We start from the raw sequence: 16,826 nt of genomic DNA, 5'->3' as shown, positions 1-16,826 counted from the left end.
CAGCCGCCGAACCTGTCAGACCGCCCGTGGCTGCGCCGCGTCACTGGCACTTGGAATGACCGCAGCTTGGGCAGGTCATGCAACCCTCGATCATGCGCATGCCGTATTGGCCGCAGCTTGGGCAGGCCGGGCCGCGCGGCGCCTCGCCCACCGCGACGGCCTCGGCCTTGGGGTCGGTCTTCAGGCCCATCCCCTCGCCCTCAAGAAAGCCGATGGCGATCATGTGGCGTTCGATCACCCCGCCGATCGCGGCGAGGATCGAGGGGACATAGCGGCCCGCCATCCACGCCCCGCCGCGCGGATCGAACACCGCCTTCAGTTCCTCGACCACGAAGGACACGTCGCCGCCGCGCCGGAACACCGCGCTGATCATCCGCGTCAGCGCCACGGTCCAGGCGTAATGTTCCATGTTCTTGGAATTGATGAACACCTCGAACGGGCGGCGATGGCCGGCCTGCACGATGTCGTTCACGGTGATGTAGATGGCGTGTTCGCTGCCCGGCCATTTCAGCTTGTAGGTGGTGCCTTCCAGGGCTGCGGGCCGGTCCAGCGGCTCGGTCAGATAGACCACGTCCGCGCCCTGATCGGCCTCGGGCGCGGTGTCGGTCCGTTCGCTGACCGACAGCACGCTGCCCGTCACCTCGTTGGGGCGATAGGTGGTGCAGCCCTTGCAGCCCAGATCCCAGGCCGACAGATAGACATCCTTGAATTCCTCGAACCCGATATCCTCGGGGCAGTTGATCGTCTTGCTGATCGAACTGTCCACCCATTCCTGCGCCGCCGCCTGCATGGCAACGTGATCGCGCGGCGCCAGCGTCTGGGCGTTGACGAAATGATCCGGCAGGGCCGCATCGCCATGCAGGTCGCGCCACATCTGCACGGCGTAATCGACGACCTCTTCCTCGGTGCGGCTGCCGTCCTTCTGCAACACCTTGCGGGTATAGGCATAGGCAAAGACCGGCTCGATCCCCGATGACACATTGCCGGCATAAAGGCTGATCGTGCCGGTGGGCGCGATGCTGGTCAGCAAGGCGTTGCGGATGCCGTGTTCGCGCACCGCCTCGCGCACGTGATCGTCCATCTTTTCCATGAAGCCCGATGCCAGGTATTTCCGCGCATCGAACAGCGGAAAGGCGCCCTTTTCGCGCGCCAGATCGGCGCTGGCCAGATAGGCCGAATTGGCGATCGCCTTCATCCATGCGCGGGTCTGTTCCACCGCCTCGGGCGCGCCGTATCGCAGGCCCAGCATCAGCAGCGCATCGGCCAGCCCGGTGACGCCCAGCCCGATCCGGCGCTTGGCCCGCGCCTCTTCCGCCTGCTGGGGCAGCGGGAATTTGCTGGCGTCGACCACGTTGTCCATCATCCGCACGGCGGTGCGCACCAGATCGTCCAGCGCATCCGCATCCAGCCGCGCGTCCGGGCCGAACGGCGCGGTCACCAGGCGCGCCAGGTTGACCGACCCCAGCAGGCAGGCGCCATAGGGCGGCAAGGGCTGTTCGCCGCAGGGGTTGGTGGCGGCGATGGTTTCGGCATAGTGCAGGTTGTTCTGCTGGTTGATGCGGTCGATGAAGATCACGCCCGGTTCGGCATAGTCATAGGTCGCGCGCATGATCCGGTTCCACAGATCGCGCGCCTCGACGGTGTGATAGACACGGTCGCCGAAGGTCAGATCCCAGGTCCCGCCGTCCTTCACCGCCTGCATGAACGCATCCGTCACCAGAACCGACAGGTTGAACATGCGCAGTCTCGCGCTGTCCTGCTTGGCCTGGATGAACTGTTCGATATCGGGATGATCGCAGCGCATCGTCGCCATCATCGCGCCGCGGCGCGAGCCTGCCGACATGATCGTGCGGCACATCGCGTCCCAGACATCCATGAAGGACAGCGGCCCCGAGGCGTCGGCGGCCACCCCCTTCACCTCGGCCCCGCGCGGGCGGATGGTGCTGAAATCGTATCCGATGCCCCCGCCCTGCTGCATGGTCAGTGCGGCCTCCTTCAGCATGTCGAAGATGCCGCCCATGCTGTCGGGGATCGTGCCCATGACGAAACAGTTGAACAGCGTCACCGCCCTGCCCGTCCCGGCCCCCGCCAGGATGCGGCCCGCCGGCAGGAACCTGAAATCCTCCAGCGCGGCATAGAAGCGGTCTTCCCATTCCTCCGGCGCATCCTCGACCCGCGCCAGATCGCGGGCAACGCGGCGCCAGCTGTCCTCGACCGTGGCATCGACCGGCTGCCCCTCGGCATCCTTCATGCGGTATTTCATGTCCCAGATCTGTTCGGCGATGGGGGCGGCAAAGCGGGTCATGGGGACAGTCCTTGAGGCAGCGAAGGGGGAACGATACCAGATATTGTCGGATCGGCGAAGCTTCAATCCTTATTTTCGGTCAAGGCCAGCCGATCCTGCACCCCGCGCCGCACCACCTCCTCGCAGCGCCGGGCCAGCGTCTTGCGTGTCTCGCCCGCGACCGGCACCGGCGGGTGCAGCACGATCCGCGCGCAGCCCTGACGCGGCGCGGACAGCACCGCCAGCAGATGATCGGCCAGCGCCATGTCGGCCCACCAGCCGTAAAAGCGCGGGTCCGCCCCCGGCGGCGCGTCATAGATCGCGCTGACCGGCTGGATCGCCAGCCCGTCCGGCAGATCGGGGTCCAGAAAGCCCTGGAACAGCGCCGGCTTGAACGGCAGCACGCGCAACCCGTCGGTCGAGGTGCCCTCGGGGAAGAACAGCAGCCGGTGCCCGGCCCGGATGCGGGCGGCGAACTGGGCCGCCTGCGCACCGGCCTGTCTGGGATCGCGGACGACGAAATGCGTGTCGGTCACAGCGGTCAGGATGTTGATGCCGGGCCAGCCCCGGACCTCGGACTTGCTGACGAAAAAGACTGGCATCGCCGCGTTCAGGGTCAGGATGTCCAGCCAGCTTGAATGGTTCGCCACGACCGCGCCGGGCCCGCGCATGGGCCGCCCCTCGCGCCGCCAGCGCAGGCCGATACACGCCAGCACCAGCCGGCAGACGATCTGCACATGCACCCCGGTCCACGGCCTGCGCGGACCGTGCAGCACGCGCTCGGCCCCGCGCAGCGGCAGGATCGCGACCACCCCCGCCAGCAGCACCAGGATCGCCGGCACCCCGCGCCGCACCACCCGCCACCAGCCGCGCACACCCTGCGGCCGCGGCATCGCGGGCAGCGTCTCGCCGCGCCACGCCGGCCCGTCCTGCCCGGCAGGGCTGCGCTGCGGTCCGGGCGCGGCGTGCGGCGGCCGGCTCATTGCGGCTGCCAGCGGCTTTCATAGAATTTGCGGTGCTTTTCCGACATCTTCGCCGTGTCCATCAGCAGGAACACGTCGGTGGTGTTGAAATCGCGGTCGATGAAGGCGCCGTCGCCGACCATCCCGCCCAGGCGCAGATAGGCCTTGATCAGCGCCGGCATCCCCACCATCGCCTCGCGCCGGTCGATCCGCCCGGGCGGGATCAGGTCCATGCGCTGATACCCGGTCGCATGGGCGCGCGGACGCAAACCCTCGGGCGCCAGGTGATGATGATGCAGCCAGCTCAGCGCCGGGGCAAGCGTCGGAATGTCGGTGCCGTGAAAGCTGGCCACGCCGAACAACACCTCGATTCCCAGTTCCAGGACGTAATCGGCCAGCGCGTTCCACAGCAAAAACATCCCCGATCCGCCGCGCAGCGCCGGATCGACGCAGGACCGCCCCAGTTCCAGGATCGAGCGGCCCGAATCGCGCAGCGGCGTCAGATCGTATTCGCCGTCGCAATAGAACCGCCCGAACTCCTCGGCGCGCAAGCCGGGCAGCAGGCGATAGACGCCGACGACATGTTCCAGATCCTCGGCCGAACGCCGCCGGTCGATCAGGCACAGATGATCCACGATCGGGTCGAACTCGTCGCGTTCCAGCCTTGCCTCGTGATCGACCATCGGGCCGGTGCCGCCCAACTCCTCGACGAACACGCGATACCGCAGCCGCTGCGCGCCCAGCAGATCGCGCTCGGACGTGGCGATACGGATATCGAAATAGGAAGGGTCGGACTTCATGCGGGGTTCTTCGTCATGCGCTGGTTCGCCGCGCGCCTGTCTAGGCGCAGCAGGGCCCTGATGCAACACGCGCGCCCCGCCAGGCGCGCATCACGCGACGGGACTTGCATATAACAACCTCAGGTTGCACAAACATCGCCATGTCGAACAACCATCACATCGCATCCGTCGCCACGATGTCCAGCGTCACCCGGCGCCCGTCGATGACGCGCTTGCCGGCCTCGGTGAAATTGACCGTGATCCGGTCGCCGATCCGCGACTGGACCTGTCCCACGCCCCATTCCGGAGCGCCCGGATGGCGCACGATCATTCCCGGTTCCAGAATCTCGTTCACGCCGCATCCCTGTCTGCCCGCAACGAAAGGTAATCCCGCATGACCCTTGATACAACGCATATCGCGGCGGATCTGTCGCCCGGCGATCTGGCGGCGCTGCTGGGCTCGCGGCTGTGTCACGATCTGGTCTCGCCTTTGGGCGCGATCGGCAACGGGGTCGAATTGCTGGAAATGTCGCCCGACTTTCCGGCCATCGCGCAAAGCCCCGAATTGCGGCTGATCGCCGAATCGGTGGCGGCGGCGCGCAGCCGCATCCAGGCGTTCCGCATGGCCTTCGGCCAGGCCCAGGGCGGCCAGCGCATCGCCCGCAACGAGGTGCAAAAGCTGCTGGACGGCGCATCGGCGCAGGGCCGGCTGCGCACCCAGCTTGAGGTCGAGGGCGATTTCGCCCGGGCCGAGATCCGCATGGTCATGCTGGCGCTGATGTGTCTGGAAACGGCGATGCCGTGGGGCGGGCGCGTCATCGCGCTGCACCGGATGCCCGGCTGGCAACTGGTGGCCGATTCCGACCGCATGCGCCCCGACCCCGACCTGTGGGCGTGGCTGGGTCAGGGCCAGCCGCGCCCGCCCGCCCCCTCCGAGGTCCAGTTCGCCCTGCTGGCCGAGGCGGCGCGCGCCGCGAACCGCCGCCTGTCATGGGACATGGACGACAAGGGCGCGGAAATCGCGTTCTGATCGGCCCTAGCCGCGAATCGCGCCATCGCCGCTGACCAGATACTTGAAGCTGGTCAATTGCTCGGCGCCGACCGGGCCGCGCGCGTGCATCTTGCCGGTGGCGATGCCGATCTCGGCGCCCATGCCGAACTCGCCCCCGTCGGCGAACTGGGTCGAGGCGTTGTGCATCAGGATCGCGCTTTCCAGCCCGGCCATGAACCGCTGCGCGGTGGCGTCGTTTTCGGTCAGGATCGATTCGGTGTGCTGGCTGCCGAAGCGGCGGATATGGGCAATGGCATCCTCGACCCCGTCGACCAGCCGCGCGGCCATCACCATGTCCAGAAACTCGCGCCCGAAATCGTCTGGCCGGGCCGCGACCGTGCCGGGCAGATCGGCCAGTTCGCCCTCGGCCCGCACCTCGACGCCGGCGGCCACCAGATCGGCGATCAGCGCCGCGCGCAATTCCGGGTCGGCGGCGCGGTCGATCAGCAGACATTCCGCCGCACCGCAGATCCCCGTCCGCCGCGTCTTGGCGTTCATCACCACGCGCCGCGCCTTGTCGGGATCGGCGTCGCGATCGACATAGACGTGGCAGATGCCTTCCAGATGCGCGAAGACCGGCACCCGCGCCTCGCGCTGGACCAGCCCGACCAGCCCCTTGCCGCCGCGCGGGATGATCACGTCGATCAGCCCCTGCGCCTGCAACATGGCGCTGACCGCCGCGCGGTCGCGCGTCGGCACAAGCTGGATCGCGGCCTCGGGCAGGCCCGCCTGACGCAGCCCCTGCACCATGCAGTCATGGATCGCGCCGCTGGAATGCAGGCTTTCCGACCCGCCGCGCAGGATCACCGCGTTTCCGGATTTCAGCGCCAGCGCACCGGCATCGGCGGTCACGTTCGGCCGGCTTTCATAGATCACGCCGATCACCCCGATGGGCGTGCGGACGCGCCGGATATGCAGACCGTTGGGCCGATCCCATTCCGCGACCACCTCGCCCACCGGATCGCGCTGTTCGGCCACGTCGCGCAGACCGTCCTCGATCCCGCGCAGCCGGTCCGCGTCCAGCCGCAGCCGGTCGATCATCGCATCGCTCAGCCCCTTGTCGCGCCCGAAATCCAGATCGCGGGCATTGGCCGCAAGGATCGTGTCCGTGGCCGCCCGGATCGCCCCCGCCGCCGCGATCAGCGCCGCCCGCTTGCACTCGGCCGGTGCCACGGCCAGTTCGACCGAGGCCGCCCGTGCCGCCTCGCCCATGCGCGCGATCAGTGACGTCGCATCCTCCATGTCCTTCATCGCCTCTCGCCTCTCGCCTCTGCCTGCGTCCGTCCATCGGGTCCGCGCAAGCCGAACCCGCCCCTCATCCTGTCATACCCAACCCGGCCCCGGAACAGGAGTCCCCAAATCCCGCCGCGCCCCACCAGCGCGCGTTGTCGGTGACCGTCCTGTGTACGCCCTGTGCCGGCCGCGTACACGCGCGGTGCGGCCCAAATCCCAGCATTTGCAGGCGATGGCGCGGCGCGCGGGCGGCACGCGACATCCGGCAACGCACGCTGCCGTTGCGCAACGGCCGGCAACAGGGTGAGGGAAGACGAGAGGGGGGATAATGGCGCGGTTGACGGGACTCGAACCCGCGACCCCCGGCGTGACAGGCCGGTACTCTAACCAACTGAGCTACAACCGCACATATATCGGGCGAATTGCTGCAAATGGCGCGGTTGACGGGACTCGAACCCGCGACCCCCGGCGTGACAGGCCGGTACTCTAACCAACTGAGCTACAACCGCACACTTGCATCCCCCGGCTGATCGCCCGCCGGGGTGAAGCGCGGTTTACGCAGCCCGCGCGCCCCCGTCAAGAGAGCAGGACAAAAAACTGCCGCCCCGCCCCGCTTTGCGCCGCGGCGGCGCATCCGCGCCGCCGCCGCTGGTTCAGTCCGCCGGCTGATATTCCGGCAAAGCCTCGACCTGATCCGCGCTCAGCCCCAGATAGGCCCGGACATCGCTGCGCCCGTCGCGCTGGAACGAGATGTCGGACAAGGGCACCGCCACCTGGCGTTCGCCCAGCCCCAGAAATCCGCCGACGGCGATGATCGCCTGCCCGGCCTCGACGTCGAAGCTGTCGATCTCGCCGATCTCCTCGTCGCCCGAGGTAAAGACCTGCAACCCGTCCAGCCCCGAATCGACCACCTCGTCGGCATCGACGACCGTCTGGCCCTCGCGCTGCGCGATGGCCTCGGCCTCGGCCGCGATGCCTGTGCCCGCGGCGGCGTCACCCGTCGCCGGTTCAGCATCCACCTGCGCGGCATCCGGCGCCGCAGTCCCGGCCGCCACAGGCTCGGCGTTGTCGGCGGCGGCGGAATCGTCTTCGGGCGTCGTCGCGATCAATTCGCCCTCGGCGGTTTCGGTCGCCTGCGGCTGCGCGGCCGCGCCGGCAAGACCGGTGCCGCCCGCCTCGGTGCTGACATCCTCCGCCGGCGGTTCGGGCGCTGCGGTGACGTCGCCGCCGTCATCGGGCGTGGTCACGGTGCTGTCGCCGCCCGGCCCGTCGCCCGCCGCTGCGGCGGCTTCCTGCTGGTCGGGATCGGTGTCGGCAACCGCGCCGGTCTTGCCAATGGCAACCTCGCCGTCTTCATCGGCGACAACTGCCTGATCCTGATCGTCGTTATCGGCAGCGCCTTGATCCTGCTGTTCCAAAGCCTCCGGTTCCGCAGCCGCATCGGTATCAGCGGGTTCCGTCGCGGCCTCGTCCTGAGGTGCCGCGTCCGTCGCCCCCTCATCGGCTGCGGCATCCTCGGCAGGTGCATCCATCGCCGCGTCAGATGTTTCTTCGCCCGCTGCCTGCTCTGCATCCGGCTCGGCACCGTCCGCCGGTTCGGCAGATTCGCCGCCAGATGCAGCACCGTCAACGACAGGCTCGGCCGGTGCGTCATCCGCCGATGCCGCGTCGTCGCCTTCGGCCTCCGCGTCCTCGGCGGCCGCGTCCGCCGCAGTCATCTCTGCCGCATCCTCACCCTCGGCGGGTTCGGCAGAGGCAGCCTCACCGGACGCCTCGGCCTCTGCCGCGCCTTCGGCAGCTTCATCGCCGCCGGCGACTGTCGCGGTGTCGTCCCCGGCCGCTGCCGGCTCCTCGGCGGCAGGCTGGGCCTGCGCATCTGCGGCATCCGCCGCCTCGGGCTGATCCGCTGTCGCCTCTGTCGATGCGTCGGACCCCGATCCTGTCCGCGGCTCGCGCGTGATCGTCAACTGCGCCTCTTCCGCCGCGTCCACGCGAATGTCGGGATCGGCGGCGGTGAATTGCGTCTGCGCCTCGCTTCGCTGGCCGTCCTGCATCAGGGTCACGTTCGGTTCGCAGCTCTCGACGCTGACGTCGGGCGGGGCCTGCATCACCGTCACCTGCGGCTCGGGGTCTTCGCCGTCGGGGATCACGATCGTGACCTGGGGCGGGGTCTGCGTCACCGTGACGACGGGGGCGCACTCTTCGACCATCACCTGTGCGCCGGCATCCTGCGCCTCGGTGGCGTCTGCATCCTGCGCGTCCTGCGCCACCGCCCCGCCGGCCAGCAGCGCCAGTGCCGCGACGGTTCCCAGAAGTTGTCTTGTCATGTCGTCTCCTCCCTGTTGATCCGATGGGCTTGCGCGCCCCCTGCCGGACAACAACCTGCACGCCCCGGTGCAGTTCCGCCCGGGGGTCAGAGCGGGCGCGGATGGCTGATGCGGCCGCCGCAGACCGGTTCGGGGACGCCGGTGGTCATCGGGCCCGAGATCGGCAGGCCGCGCCGGACCCGCACCGCCAGCCAGCCGAATGCCTGAGCCTCCAGCATGTCGCCGTCCAGGCCCGCCGCCTCGACCGGCTGAACCTGTGCGGGCAGCGCCGCGCGCAGCGCCGCCATGATCGCGGCGTTATGCCGACCGCCGCCGCAGACCAGAACCATCAACGGCGGCGAGGGCAGCCACGAGACCACCGCGTCATCGACTCGCCGCGTCAGATCGATCCCGGCAACCAGTGTCGCCGCCGCATCGGCATCGGCCAAAGGCGCCACCGCATCCCTCAGCCCCGCGAAGCGGTCGCGATCCAGCGATTTGGGCGGCGGGCGGTCGAAATACGGATCGCGCAGAAAGCGCGCGACGATCCGGTCGTCGGCGCGGCCCGCGCGGGCCAGCGCACCGCCCGCATCGTGGCTTTGCCGGCGGCGGCTGCGCATCAGGTCGTTCAGGGGCGCATTCGCCGGCCCGGTGTCGAAGGCCAGGCAGGCGCCGTCCGCCTGGGGCGCGCGCGCGGCGGGATCGACCCAGGTGATGTTGCCGACGCCGCCCAGGTTCAGAAACGCCACGGGCGCGCGCGACAGCAGGCCGCGTTCGCAGGCCCAGTCGGCGCAGGCCCAGTGAAAGAACGGCGCCAGCGGTGCCCCCTCGCCGCCGCGCCGCACATCCTCGCGGCGGAAATCCCAGACCACCGGGCGCTGCGTCGCCTGCGCCAGATCCGCGCCCGACCCCGCCTGATGCGTGCCGCGCCGGCCCGGATCGTGGGCCAGCGTCTGGCCGTGAAAGCCGATCAGCTCGGCCTGCGGGAACAGCCGCGCCAGCGCGGCGTGGCTGCGGACCGCGATGTCTGCCGCCTCGGCCACGCCGGCATCGCCGGGCCAGCAACCGAGGGCCGCGTGCAGGACCGCCGATTCGTTGTCGGAAAAGGCGCGGAACCCGCTGCGGCCAAAGCCTGCGATGCGAACGCCGTCGGTCTGGATCATGGCCGCATCGACGCCGTCCATCGAGGTTCCCGACATCATCCCCAAGGCCCGGATCATCGTGCTTTTCCTTTGCTGTTCCAGCCGGTATATCCGCCCCGATCAGAAGGAAACAGCCCATGACCCATGTCCCCGGATCCGACTTTCTGCGCGTGATGATCGAACGCGGCTATCTGGCCGACTGCACCGATCTTGCGGCGCTGGACCGGGCGCTGCTGGACGGGCCGGTCACGGCCTATATCGGATACGACGCGACGGCGGCCAGCCTGCATGTCGGACATCTGCTGAACATCATGATGCTGCGCTGGTTCCAGAAGACCGGCAACCGCCCCATCACGCTGATGGGCGGCGGCACGACCAAGGTGGGCGATCCGTCGTTCCGGTCCGAGGAACGGCCGCTGCTGGATCAGGCCGCGATCCGGTCGAACATCCAGGGGATGGGACAGGTCTTCGCGCGCTATCTGGATTACGGCGAGAACGCGGGGCTGATGCTGGACAACGCCGAATGGCTGGACGGGCTGAATTACCTGGAATTCCTGCGCGACATCGGCCGGCATTTCAGCGTGAACCGGATGCTGTCCTTCGAATCGGTGAAGTCCCGGCTGGACCGCGAACAGTCGCTGTCCTTTCTGGAATTCAACTACATGATCCTGCAAGCCTATGATTTTCTGGAACTGCATCGCCGGTATGACTGCCGGTTGCAGATGGGCGGGTCGGACCAGTGGGGCAATATCGTCAACGGGATCGATCTGACGCGGCGAGTCGATGACGCGGTGGTCTGGGGGCTGACCTCGCCGCTGCTGACGACCAGCGACGGGCGCAAGATGGGCAAGTCGGCGGGCGGCGCGGTGTGGCTGAACGGCGCGATGCTGTCGCCTTACGAGTTCTGGCAGTTCTGGCGCAACACCACCGATGCCGATGTCGGACGCTTCCTGAAGCTTTATACCGAATTGCCGCTCGATGAGTGCGAGCGTCTGGGCGCGCTGCAAGGGTCCGAGATCAACGAGGCCAAGGTGCGGCTGGCCAACGAGGTGACGACGCTGCTGCACGGCGCCGAGGCCGCCGCCAGCGCCGAGGTGACCGCCCGCGAGGTGTTCGAGCAGGGCGGCGCGGGCGGCGATCTGGAGATCGCGACGCTGCCCGCCGCGGCGCTGACGCCGGGGCTGTCGGTCGCGCAGATGCTGGTCCAGACCGGCATCACCGCCAGCGGCAAGGAGGCCAAGCGCCTGATCGCCGAGGGCGGGCTGCGGCTGAACAATGCGCCGGTCAGCGACCCGCAGATGCCGGTCGATGCGGCGCTGATCGGGGACGGGCTGAAGGTGTCGGTCGGTCGCAAGAAACACCGGATGGTGCAGATCGGACAAGGCGATTCCGCATCGCTTCCATGACGCGGCGGCGCGCGGCGTCGGTGGGCAGCGGTGGCGCGGCAAGCCTCGGCCGTCTCAGCGTGCAATGGCCCCGGGATAGCCGCTGGCGCGCAGCCTGTTCAGCGCGGCGACCAGATCGCGCCGGTCCGTGAACGGACCTGCGAGGATCAGGCGCAGGACGCGGTCGCCGTCCCGGCGGCGCGTCTGCGCGACCCGGAACCCCATCGCCGACAGGCGACGGATCGCGGCGACCGCGTTTTCGTCATCGGCAAAACCGCCGATCTGCACATAGCGCGCCGAGGCAGGGATCATCTCGACCGTGGGCGCTGACGCGATGGCGGGTCCGCGTGCATCGGCATTGCCTTTGGGCGCGACCGGACGGCGGGCCGACGCCGCCGATGCCGGCGGACGCCGGTCCTGCACCACCGAGACCGCTTCGGTGCCGCTGCGGGAAGGCGACCCGGCTTGCAGCGGGTCGGCACGTGACGCAGCGCCCGCAGTGATCCGCTTGACCGGCACCGCCGCGCGCATCCCCGCGCACAGCCCCTGCGTCACGTCGCCGCCAAGGATCGGCGCGGGATCGTCGGCCATCTCATATCCCAGCATCGCGCAAAGATCCGACCCGCCCGCGCCCGCACCCGACAGCGCCCGGCGCAACGCGGCGTCATGGCCGACAAGCTGGTCCAGTTGAGCCTGCATCGGATCGTCCTGCGGGGCCGGCAAGGGGTCGCGCCGGTCAGGCGGCGGGGCGGATTCGGCCAGAAATTCGCCGTCCCTCAGCCCGGCGGCCAGCGTGTCGGCCAGCATATCCGCGGGCGAGCGCGCCTCTGTTTCCGCAACACCGTCCCCCTCCGAGTCCGTGCGGCGCGACGACAGCGTGGGGGGAAAGCCGCAGATCGGCCGGCCGTTCCTGTCCCGGCGCGCGGCCCAGCCCGCGCCCGTGCGCACGAACACGCATCCCGTGCGGTCGATATATTGCGCCCCGTCGAAGCCGTCGGGCGGCAACGGCACCGGGGCCGCCTGCCCCGTCACCGCCCACGCCATCGCCATCGCCAAGAACCCGCACCAGAACGCCCGCATCAGACCACCCGCGATTTCACCGCCCTGGCCGAACGCTAGGCCGCAAAGCTGAAATCCGGGTTAACGCGGACCTATTTCGTGCCGAACATCCGGTCGCCCGCGTCGCCCAGACCCGGCACAATATAGCCGTGCTCATCCAGTCGTTCGTCCAGCGCGGCGGTGAAGATCGGCACGTCGGGATGGGCCTCGCGCATCCGGGCGACGCCTTCGGGCGCGGCCAGCAGGCACAGGAAACGCAGGTTCCTGGCGCCGCGCGCCTTCAGCATGTCAATGGCCGCGACCACCGAATTGCCGGTCGCCAGCATCGGATCGACGACGATGGTCATGCGCTGGTCCAGCGCCGGCACCTTGCAGTAATATTCGACCGGCTTCAGCGTCTGGGGGTCGCGATACAGCCCGATAAAGCCGACCCGCGCCGCCGGGATCAGTTCCAGGATCCCGTCCAGCAACCCGTTGCCCGCCCGCAGGATCGAGATCAGGGCCAGCTTCTTGCCCTCCAGCGTGGGGGCCTGCATCCGGCATAACGGGGTTTCGATGGTGGTCGTGGTCAGTTCCAGTTCGCGCGTCACCTCATAGGCCAGAAGCAGGCTGATCTCGCGCAGAAGCCGCCGGAATCCGGCGGTCGAGACGTCCTTCTGGCGCATGATCGTCAGCTTGTGCTGCACCAGGGGGTGGGTGATGACGGTCAGATGCGGGTCGGTCACGGAAATTCCTTTCTCAGCCTGTCTCGGGTGGCCGCGTCGCAGAACGCGGCGTCGACGGCCCACCGGTTGATCTGTGCGAATTCGTCCTCGCCCCAGTCGAACGCGTCGGCAAGGCGGTCGTATTCATGCTGCATCGTGGTATGGAAGAAGGGCGGATCGTCGGTCGAGACCGTCACCTTCACGCCCGCATCGGCCAGCCGCGCGATGGGATGCGCGGTCCAGTCCGGATACAGCCCCAGTGCCACGTTCGAGCCGGGACAGACCTCCAGCACCGTGCCGCGCGCGGCCAGATCGCGCACCAGCCCCGGATCCTCGATCGCGCGGACGCCGTGGCCGATGCGGGTCACGCCCAGATCCAGCGCCTGCCGGATGCTGTCCGGTCCGGCCCATTCGCCGGCATGGCAGGTCAGGCCCAGCCCGGCCTCGCGCGCGCAGTCAAAGCTCCACGCGAAATCGGTCGCCTTGCCCACCGCCTCGGCCCCGCCCATGCCGAAACCGGCGATCCAGTCGCCCCCCGTCTCGCCCCCCGTCTCGGCGGCGCAGATGGCGGACCGTCTTGCGCGGTCGGGGCCGAAATGGCGGATGCAGGTGACGACGCCGCGGCTGTCGATCCCCTGGGCGCGCATGTCCGCGGCAGTCTCGGCCATGGCGGCCACAAAGTCGCGCCACGCAGCCAGATCGCCGCCGCCGCAGAATTCGGGCGACACGAAAAGCTCGGTATAGATCACGCCCTGTCCGGCGCTGCGTTCCAGCACCTCGGCCAGAAGGCGGGCGTAATCGCGCGGGGTTTGCAGCACGCCGGTCGCCGCCTCGTAGACGCGCAGGAAATCGTCGAATCCCTCATAGGCGTAATGGCCCTGCGCGTCGAAGATGCGCGACAGATCGACATGTTTTTCGGCCGCCAGCGCGCGGACGAATTCCGGCGGTGCGGCGCCTTCCAGATGCAGATGCAGTTCCGTCTTCTTCAAAGAAACGACTTTCCGTGTTGCGGCGGATCGAGGCCCAGATGCTTCATGATGGACGCGCCGATATCGCTGAACCCGACCAGCCCGACGGCGCGCGCGCCGGCTCCGAAACCCAGCACCGGCACCCGTTCGCGGGTGTGATCGGTGCCGGTCCAGGACGGGTCGTTGCCGTGATCGGCGGTGAAGATCGCCAGATCGCCCGGACGCAGGCGGTCGATCAGCCGGCCCGCGACGCCATCGAACCATTCCAGCTGCGCGGCATAGCCCGGCAGATCGCGCCGGTGGCCGAAATTCGTGTCGAATTCGACGAAATTGGCGAAAACCAGGCTGCCCGGTTCGGCGTCGGTTGCCAGACGCAGAAGATGGTCGGCCAGATCGGCGTCGGATTTGCCCTTGTGCAGGTGCGCGATGCCGCGATGGCTGAAGATGTCGCCGATCTTGCCGATGGCGTGGGTGACGCGCCCGGCCCTCGCGGCGATGTCCAGGATCGTGTCGGCGGGCGGGGCGATGGCAAAGTCGCGGCGGTTCGGCGTGCGCCTGAAGGCGCCGGCCGCCTCGCCCAGAAAGGGCCGCGCGATGACGCGGCCCACGCGCATCCCGTGCAGCATCGGGGCAAGGTCGCGGCACAACGCGATCAGCCGGTCCAGTCCGAAATGCTCCTCATGCGCGGCGATCTGCAACACGCTGTCGACCGAGGTATAGCAGATCGGCCAGCCGGTGCGGATATGTTCGGCGCCGAAATCCTCGATCACCTGCGTGCCCGAAGCGTGGCAGTTGGCCAGGATCCCGTCCGTGCCCGCCAGTTCGCAGATCCGCGCCGTCACCTTGTCGGGGAATGCGGGCACGGTCTTGGGAAAAACGTGCCATTCCCACGGCACCGGCACGCCGGCGATTTCCCAGTGCCCCGAGGGCGTGTCCTTGCCCGTCGAGATTTCGGTCGCCGCACCCCACAGGCCCTGCGGCTCGGACCCCAGACCCGGCGCCCGAAGCCCCGAGGCCAGATGGATCGCCGCCCCCAGCCCAAGCCGGTCCAGATTGGGCAGGCTCAGCGGTTGCGCCATGGCGATATGCCCGACCGTGTTCGCGCCAGTATCGGCGGTGTCGCCGTTGAAGAACCGGTCGGCATCGGGCGCGCCGCCGATGCCGACGCTGTCCATGACGATCAGAAAGGCGCGGTTCCCGCTCATTCCACGATCCTGTCGCGGACCAGCGGGCCGGGCAGGGTTGGCGCGCCGATGCGATAGGCCGCCCGAACGGCCGCGACGGCGATTCGGGCCGCGGTGTCGTCGCCCGCGTGCACCACCGCCAGCGGCCGGTCGCGGCCGACGGGTTCGCCCAGCCTGGCCAGTTCGCTCAACCCCACGCGGTGGTTGATCCTGTCGCCCGCCCGGATGCGGCCCCCGCCAAGCGCCACGACCGCGTGTCCCAGTGCGGCGACGTCGATGCCCGCCACCGCGCCCTCGGGCGCGGGCACCGGGCGCGTCACGGGCGCGGCGGTCAGATGGCGGTCGGGCCGATCCAGCAGATCGCGCGGTCCGCCCTGCGCCGCGACCATGCGGCCGAAAATCTCGGCCGCCGCGCCCGAATCCAGCCTGCCGGCCAGACCGTCCGCGTCCCGCCCCGCAAGGCGCAGGCATTCCGCGCACAGATGCAGCGTCAGATCGCGCAGCGCGCCCGCCTCGCCGCGCAGCACCCGGATCGCCTCGGCCACCTCAAGCGCGTTGCCCGCCGACCGCGCCAGCGGCTGATCCATGTCGGTGATCAGGGCCGAGGCGCGGCAGCCCGCCCCGTTCGACGTCTGCACCAGGGCGCGCGCCAGCCGGTCGCTGCTGTCGGGCGTCTTCAGAAACGCGCCCGATCCGGCCTTGACGTCCAGCACCAATGCGTCCAGCCCCGCGGCCAGTTTCTTGGACAGGATCGAGGCGGTGATCAGGTCCAGCGATTCGACCGTGCCCGATTCATCGCGGATCGCGTAAAGCCGCCGGTCGGCGGGCGCCAGATCGGCGGTGGCGGCCACGATGGCGCAGCCAACATTTTCAACGATGGCGCGAAACTGTGTTTCGGTCTGGTCGCAGACAAAGCCCGCAATCGCCTCAAGCTTGTCCAGCGTGCCGCCGGTATGGCCCAGCCCGCGACCCGAGATCATCGGAACATACACGCCCGACGCGGCCAGCAGCGGCGCAAGGATCAGGCTGACCGTATCGCCGATGCCGCCGGTCGAATGCTTGTCCACGACCGGGCCAGGCAGGTCCCACCGCATGACATCGCCCGAATCGCGCATCGCGCGGGTCAGCGCCACCCGGCCCGCATCGCCGATGCCGCGCGTCAGCACAGCCATGGCAAAGGCGCCCGCCTGCGCGTCGCTGACCGACCCGTCGGCCAGACCCTGCGCGATCAGCGTGGCGCCCGGCCCGTCCAGACCGTGCCCGTCGCGGACCGCCGCGATGACGGCGCGCGGATCGGTCATTCCGCCCGGCTCATATGGTCCTGATCAAAGCGGCCGGGCAGCAATTCGCCGATGGTCGTGGACAAGGTCGCGCCGTCCAGCGTGGCCAGCAGGACGGGCGTGTCGTGGCGCCCGAACTCGGCCAGTTTCTGGCGACAGCCGCCGCAGGGCGGAACCGGGGCGTGGCTGTCCGCGATCACCGCGACCTCGACCAGTTCGGTGTCGCCTGCGGCGATCATCGCGGCAATCGCCCCGGCCTCGGCACAGGTGCCTTCGGGATAGGCCACATTCTCGACGTTGCAGCCGCGATGGATCGCGCCCGACGCACCGCGCACCGCCGCCCCGACACGAAAGCGGGAATAGGGCGCATAGGCCATTTCGCGCACCTCGCGCGCCGCATCCATCAGTGACATCGCCGTTCCCCTTGCCGCATCTTGCCGGCAGTCTTGCGCCTCGGCCCCGCCAACGCAAGCCGAAGCCGCCTGTTCC

At 69.1% G+C, this 16,826-nt stretch carries 15 protein-coding genes and 2 tRNA genes; 2 read left to right on the top strand and 15 right to left on the bottom strand.

Going from position 1 to position 16,826, the window contains the following annotated elements; translation table 11 throughout:
- Positions 1–40: 40 nt before the first annotated feature.
- The 4 genes from JHW45_RS06195 to JHW45_RS06180 all read right to left on the bottom strand — a co-directional run bounded on the left by JHW45_RS06195 (position 41) and on the right by JHW45_RS06180 (position 4,380).
- The gene (locus JHW45_RS06195) at positions 41–2,305 is read right to left on the bottom strand and encodes an adenosylcobalamin-dependent ribonucleoside-diphosphate reductase (protein WP_272860056.1); all 2,265 of its coding nucleotides are present in this window, start codon (positions 2,303–2,305) and stop codon (positions 41–43) included.
- 62 nt (positions 2,306–2,367) lie between these two features.
- Positions 2,368–3,177, bottom strand: a complete 810-nt coding sequence (gene olsA, locus JHW45_RS06190) for a lyso-ornithine lipid O-acyltransferase (RefSeq protein WP_272860560.1) — start codon at positions 3,175–3,177, stop codon at positions 2,368–2,370.
- A gap of 86 nt (positions 3,178–3,263) precedes the next feature.
- Positions 3,264–4,046 (bottom strand): L-ornithine N(alpha)-acyltransferase, encoded by a 783-nt coding sequence (gene olsB, locus JHW45_RS06185; protein WP_272860055.1) that lies wholly within the window; start codon positions 4,044–4,046, stop codon positions 3,264–3,266.
- A gap of 154 nt (positions 4,047–4,200) precedes the next feature.
- Positions 4,201–4,380: a DUF3553 domain-containing protein gene (locus JHW45_RS06180; RefSeq protein WP_272860054.1), complete on the bottom strand. Its 180-nt coding sequence runs from the start codon at positions 4,378–4,380 to the stop codon at positions 4,201–4,203.
- A 39-nt stretch (positions 4,381–4,419) separates the two neighbouring features.
- Between JHW45_RS06180 and JHW45_RS06175 the strand changes: the two genes are divergently transcribed.
- Positions 4,420–5,055, top strand: a complete 636-nt coding sequence (locus tag JHW45_RS06175) for a histidine phosphotransferase family protein (protein WP_272860053.1) — start codon at positions 4,420–4,422, stop codon at positions 5,053–5,055.
- A 6-nt stretch (positions 5,056–5,061) separates the two neighbouring features.
- Here JHW45_RS06175 and JHW45_RS06170 read toward each other — a convergent pair whose 3' ends face one another.
- The 5 genes from JHW45_RS06170 to JHW45_RS06150 all read right to left on the bottom strand — a co-directional run bounded on the left by JHW45_RS06170 (position 5,062) and on the right by JHW45_RS06150 (position 9,835).
- The gene (locus JHW45_RS06170; RefSeq protein ID WP_272860052.1) at positions 5,062–6,327 is read right to left on the bottom strand and encodes a glutamate-5-semialdehyde dehydrogenase; all 1,266 of its coding nucleotides are present in this window, start codon (positions 6,325–6,327) and stop codon (positions 5,062–5,064) included.
- A gap of 311 nt (positions 6,328–6,638) precedes the next feature.
- Positions 6,639–6,715: transfer RNA gene (locus JHW45_RS06165), tRNA-Asp, on the bottom strand.
- Between the two features lie 26 nt (positions 6,716–6,741).
- Positions 6,742–6,818, bottom strand: a tRNA-Asp gene (locus JHW45_RS06160).
- A 144-nt stretch (positions 6,819–6,962) separates the two neighbouring features.
- Positions 6,963–8,636 (bottom strand): PRC-barrel domain-containing protein, encoded by a 1,674-nt coding sequence (locus JHW45_RS06155; RefSeq protein ID WP_272860051.1) that lies wholly within the window; start codon positions 8,634–8,636, stop codon positions 6,963–6,965.
- An 86-nt stretch (positions 8,637–8,722) separates the two neighbouring features.
- Entirely contained in the window at positions 8,723–9,835 is a 1,113-nt protein-coding gene (locus tag JHW45_RS06150) for an anhydro-N-acetylmuramic acid kinase (protein ID WP_272860050.1), read from the bottom strand.
- A 59-nt stretch (positions 9,836–9,894) separates the two neighbouring features.
- On the opposite strand from JHW45_RS06150, the gene tyrS reads away from it, so the two are divergent.
- Positions 9,895–11,163 (top strand): tyrosine--tRNA ligase, encoded by a 1,269-nt coding sequence (gene tyrS, locus JHW45_RS06145; protein WP_272860049.1) that lies wholly within the window; start codon positions 9,895–9,897, stop codon positions 11,161–11,163.
- 54 nt (positions 11,164–11,217) lie between these two features.
- On the opposite strand, the gene JHW45_RS06140 is transcribed toward tyrS, so the two are convergent.
- The 6 genes from JHW45_RS06140 to JHW45_RS06115 all read right to left on the bottom strand — a co-directional run bounded on the left by JHW45_RS06140 (position 11,218) and on the right by JHW45_RS06115 (position 16,750).
- Positions 11,218–12,222 (bottom strand): SPOR domain-containing protein, encoded by a 1,005-nt coding sequence (locus tag JHW45_RS06140; protein ID WP_272860048.1) that lies wholly within the window; start codon positions 12,220–12,222, stop codon positions 11,218–11,220.
- Positions 12,223–12,293: 71 nt separating this feature from the next.
- Positions 12,294–12,926 (bottom strand): uracil phosphoribosyltransferase, encoded by a 633-nt coding sequence (upp, locus tag JHW45_RS06135; RefSeq protein ID WP_272860047.1) that lies wholly within the window; start codon positions 12,924–12,926, stop codon positions 12,294–12,296.
- Entirely contained in the window at positions 12,923–13,894 is a 972-nt protein-coding gene (locus tag JHW45_RS06130) for an adenosine deaminase (protein ID WP_272860046.1), read from the bottom strand. Before JHW45_RS06130 ends, upp begins: the two co-directional genes overlap by 4 nt.
- A complete protein-coding gene (locus JHW45_RS06125) occupies positions 13,891–15,078 on the bottom strand; it encodes a phosphopentomutase (protein ID WP_272860045.1) in 1,188 nt (395 codons plus the stop codon). Before JHW45_RS06125 ends, JHW45_RS06130 begins: the two co-directional genes overlap by 4 nt.
- Positions 15,075–16,358, bottom strand: coding sequence for a thymidine phosphorylase (locus JHW45_RS06120; protein WP_272860044.1), 1,284 nt, complete (start codon positions 16,356–16,358; stop codon positions 15,075–15,077). The genes JHW45_RS06125 and JHW45_RS06120 overlap by 4 nt, the downstream gene beginning before the upstream one ends.
- Entirely contained in the window at positions 16,355–16,750 is a 396-nt protein-coding gene (locus tag JHW45_RS06115; protein WP_272860043.1) for a cytidine deaminase, read from the bottom strand. The genes JHW45_RS06120 and JHW45_RS06115 overlap by 4 nt, the downstream gene beginning before the upstream one ends.
- Positions 16,751–16,826 lie beyond the last annotated feature (76 nt).

The sequence above is a fragment of the Paracoccus stylophorae genome, from assembly GCF_028553765.1.
Classification (GTDB): Bacteria; Pseudomonadota; Alphaproteobacteria; order Rhodobacterales; family Rhodobacteraceae; genus Paracoccus; species Paracoccus stylophorae.
Note: the sequence above shows the minus strand (reverse complement) of the source record. Positions and strands in the feature narration are given on the sequence as shown.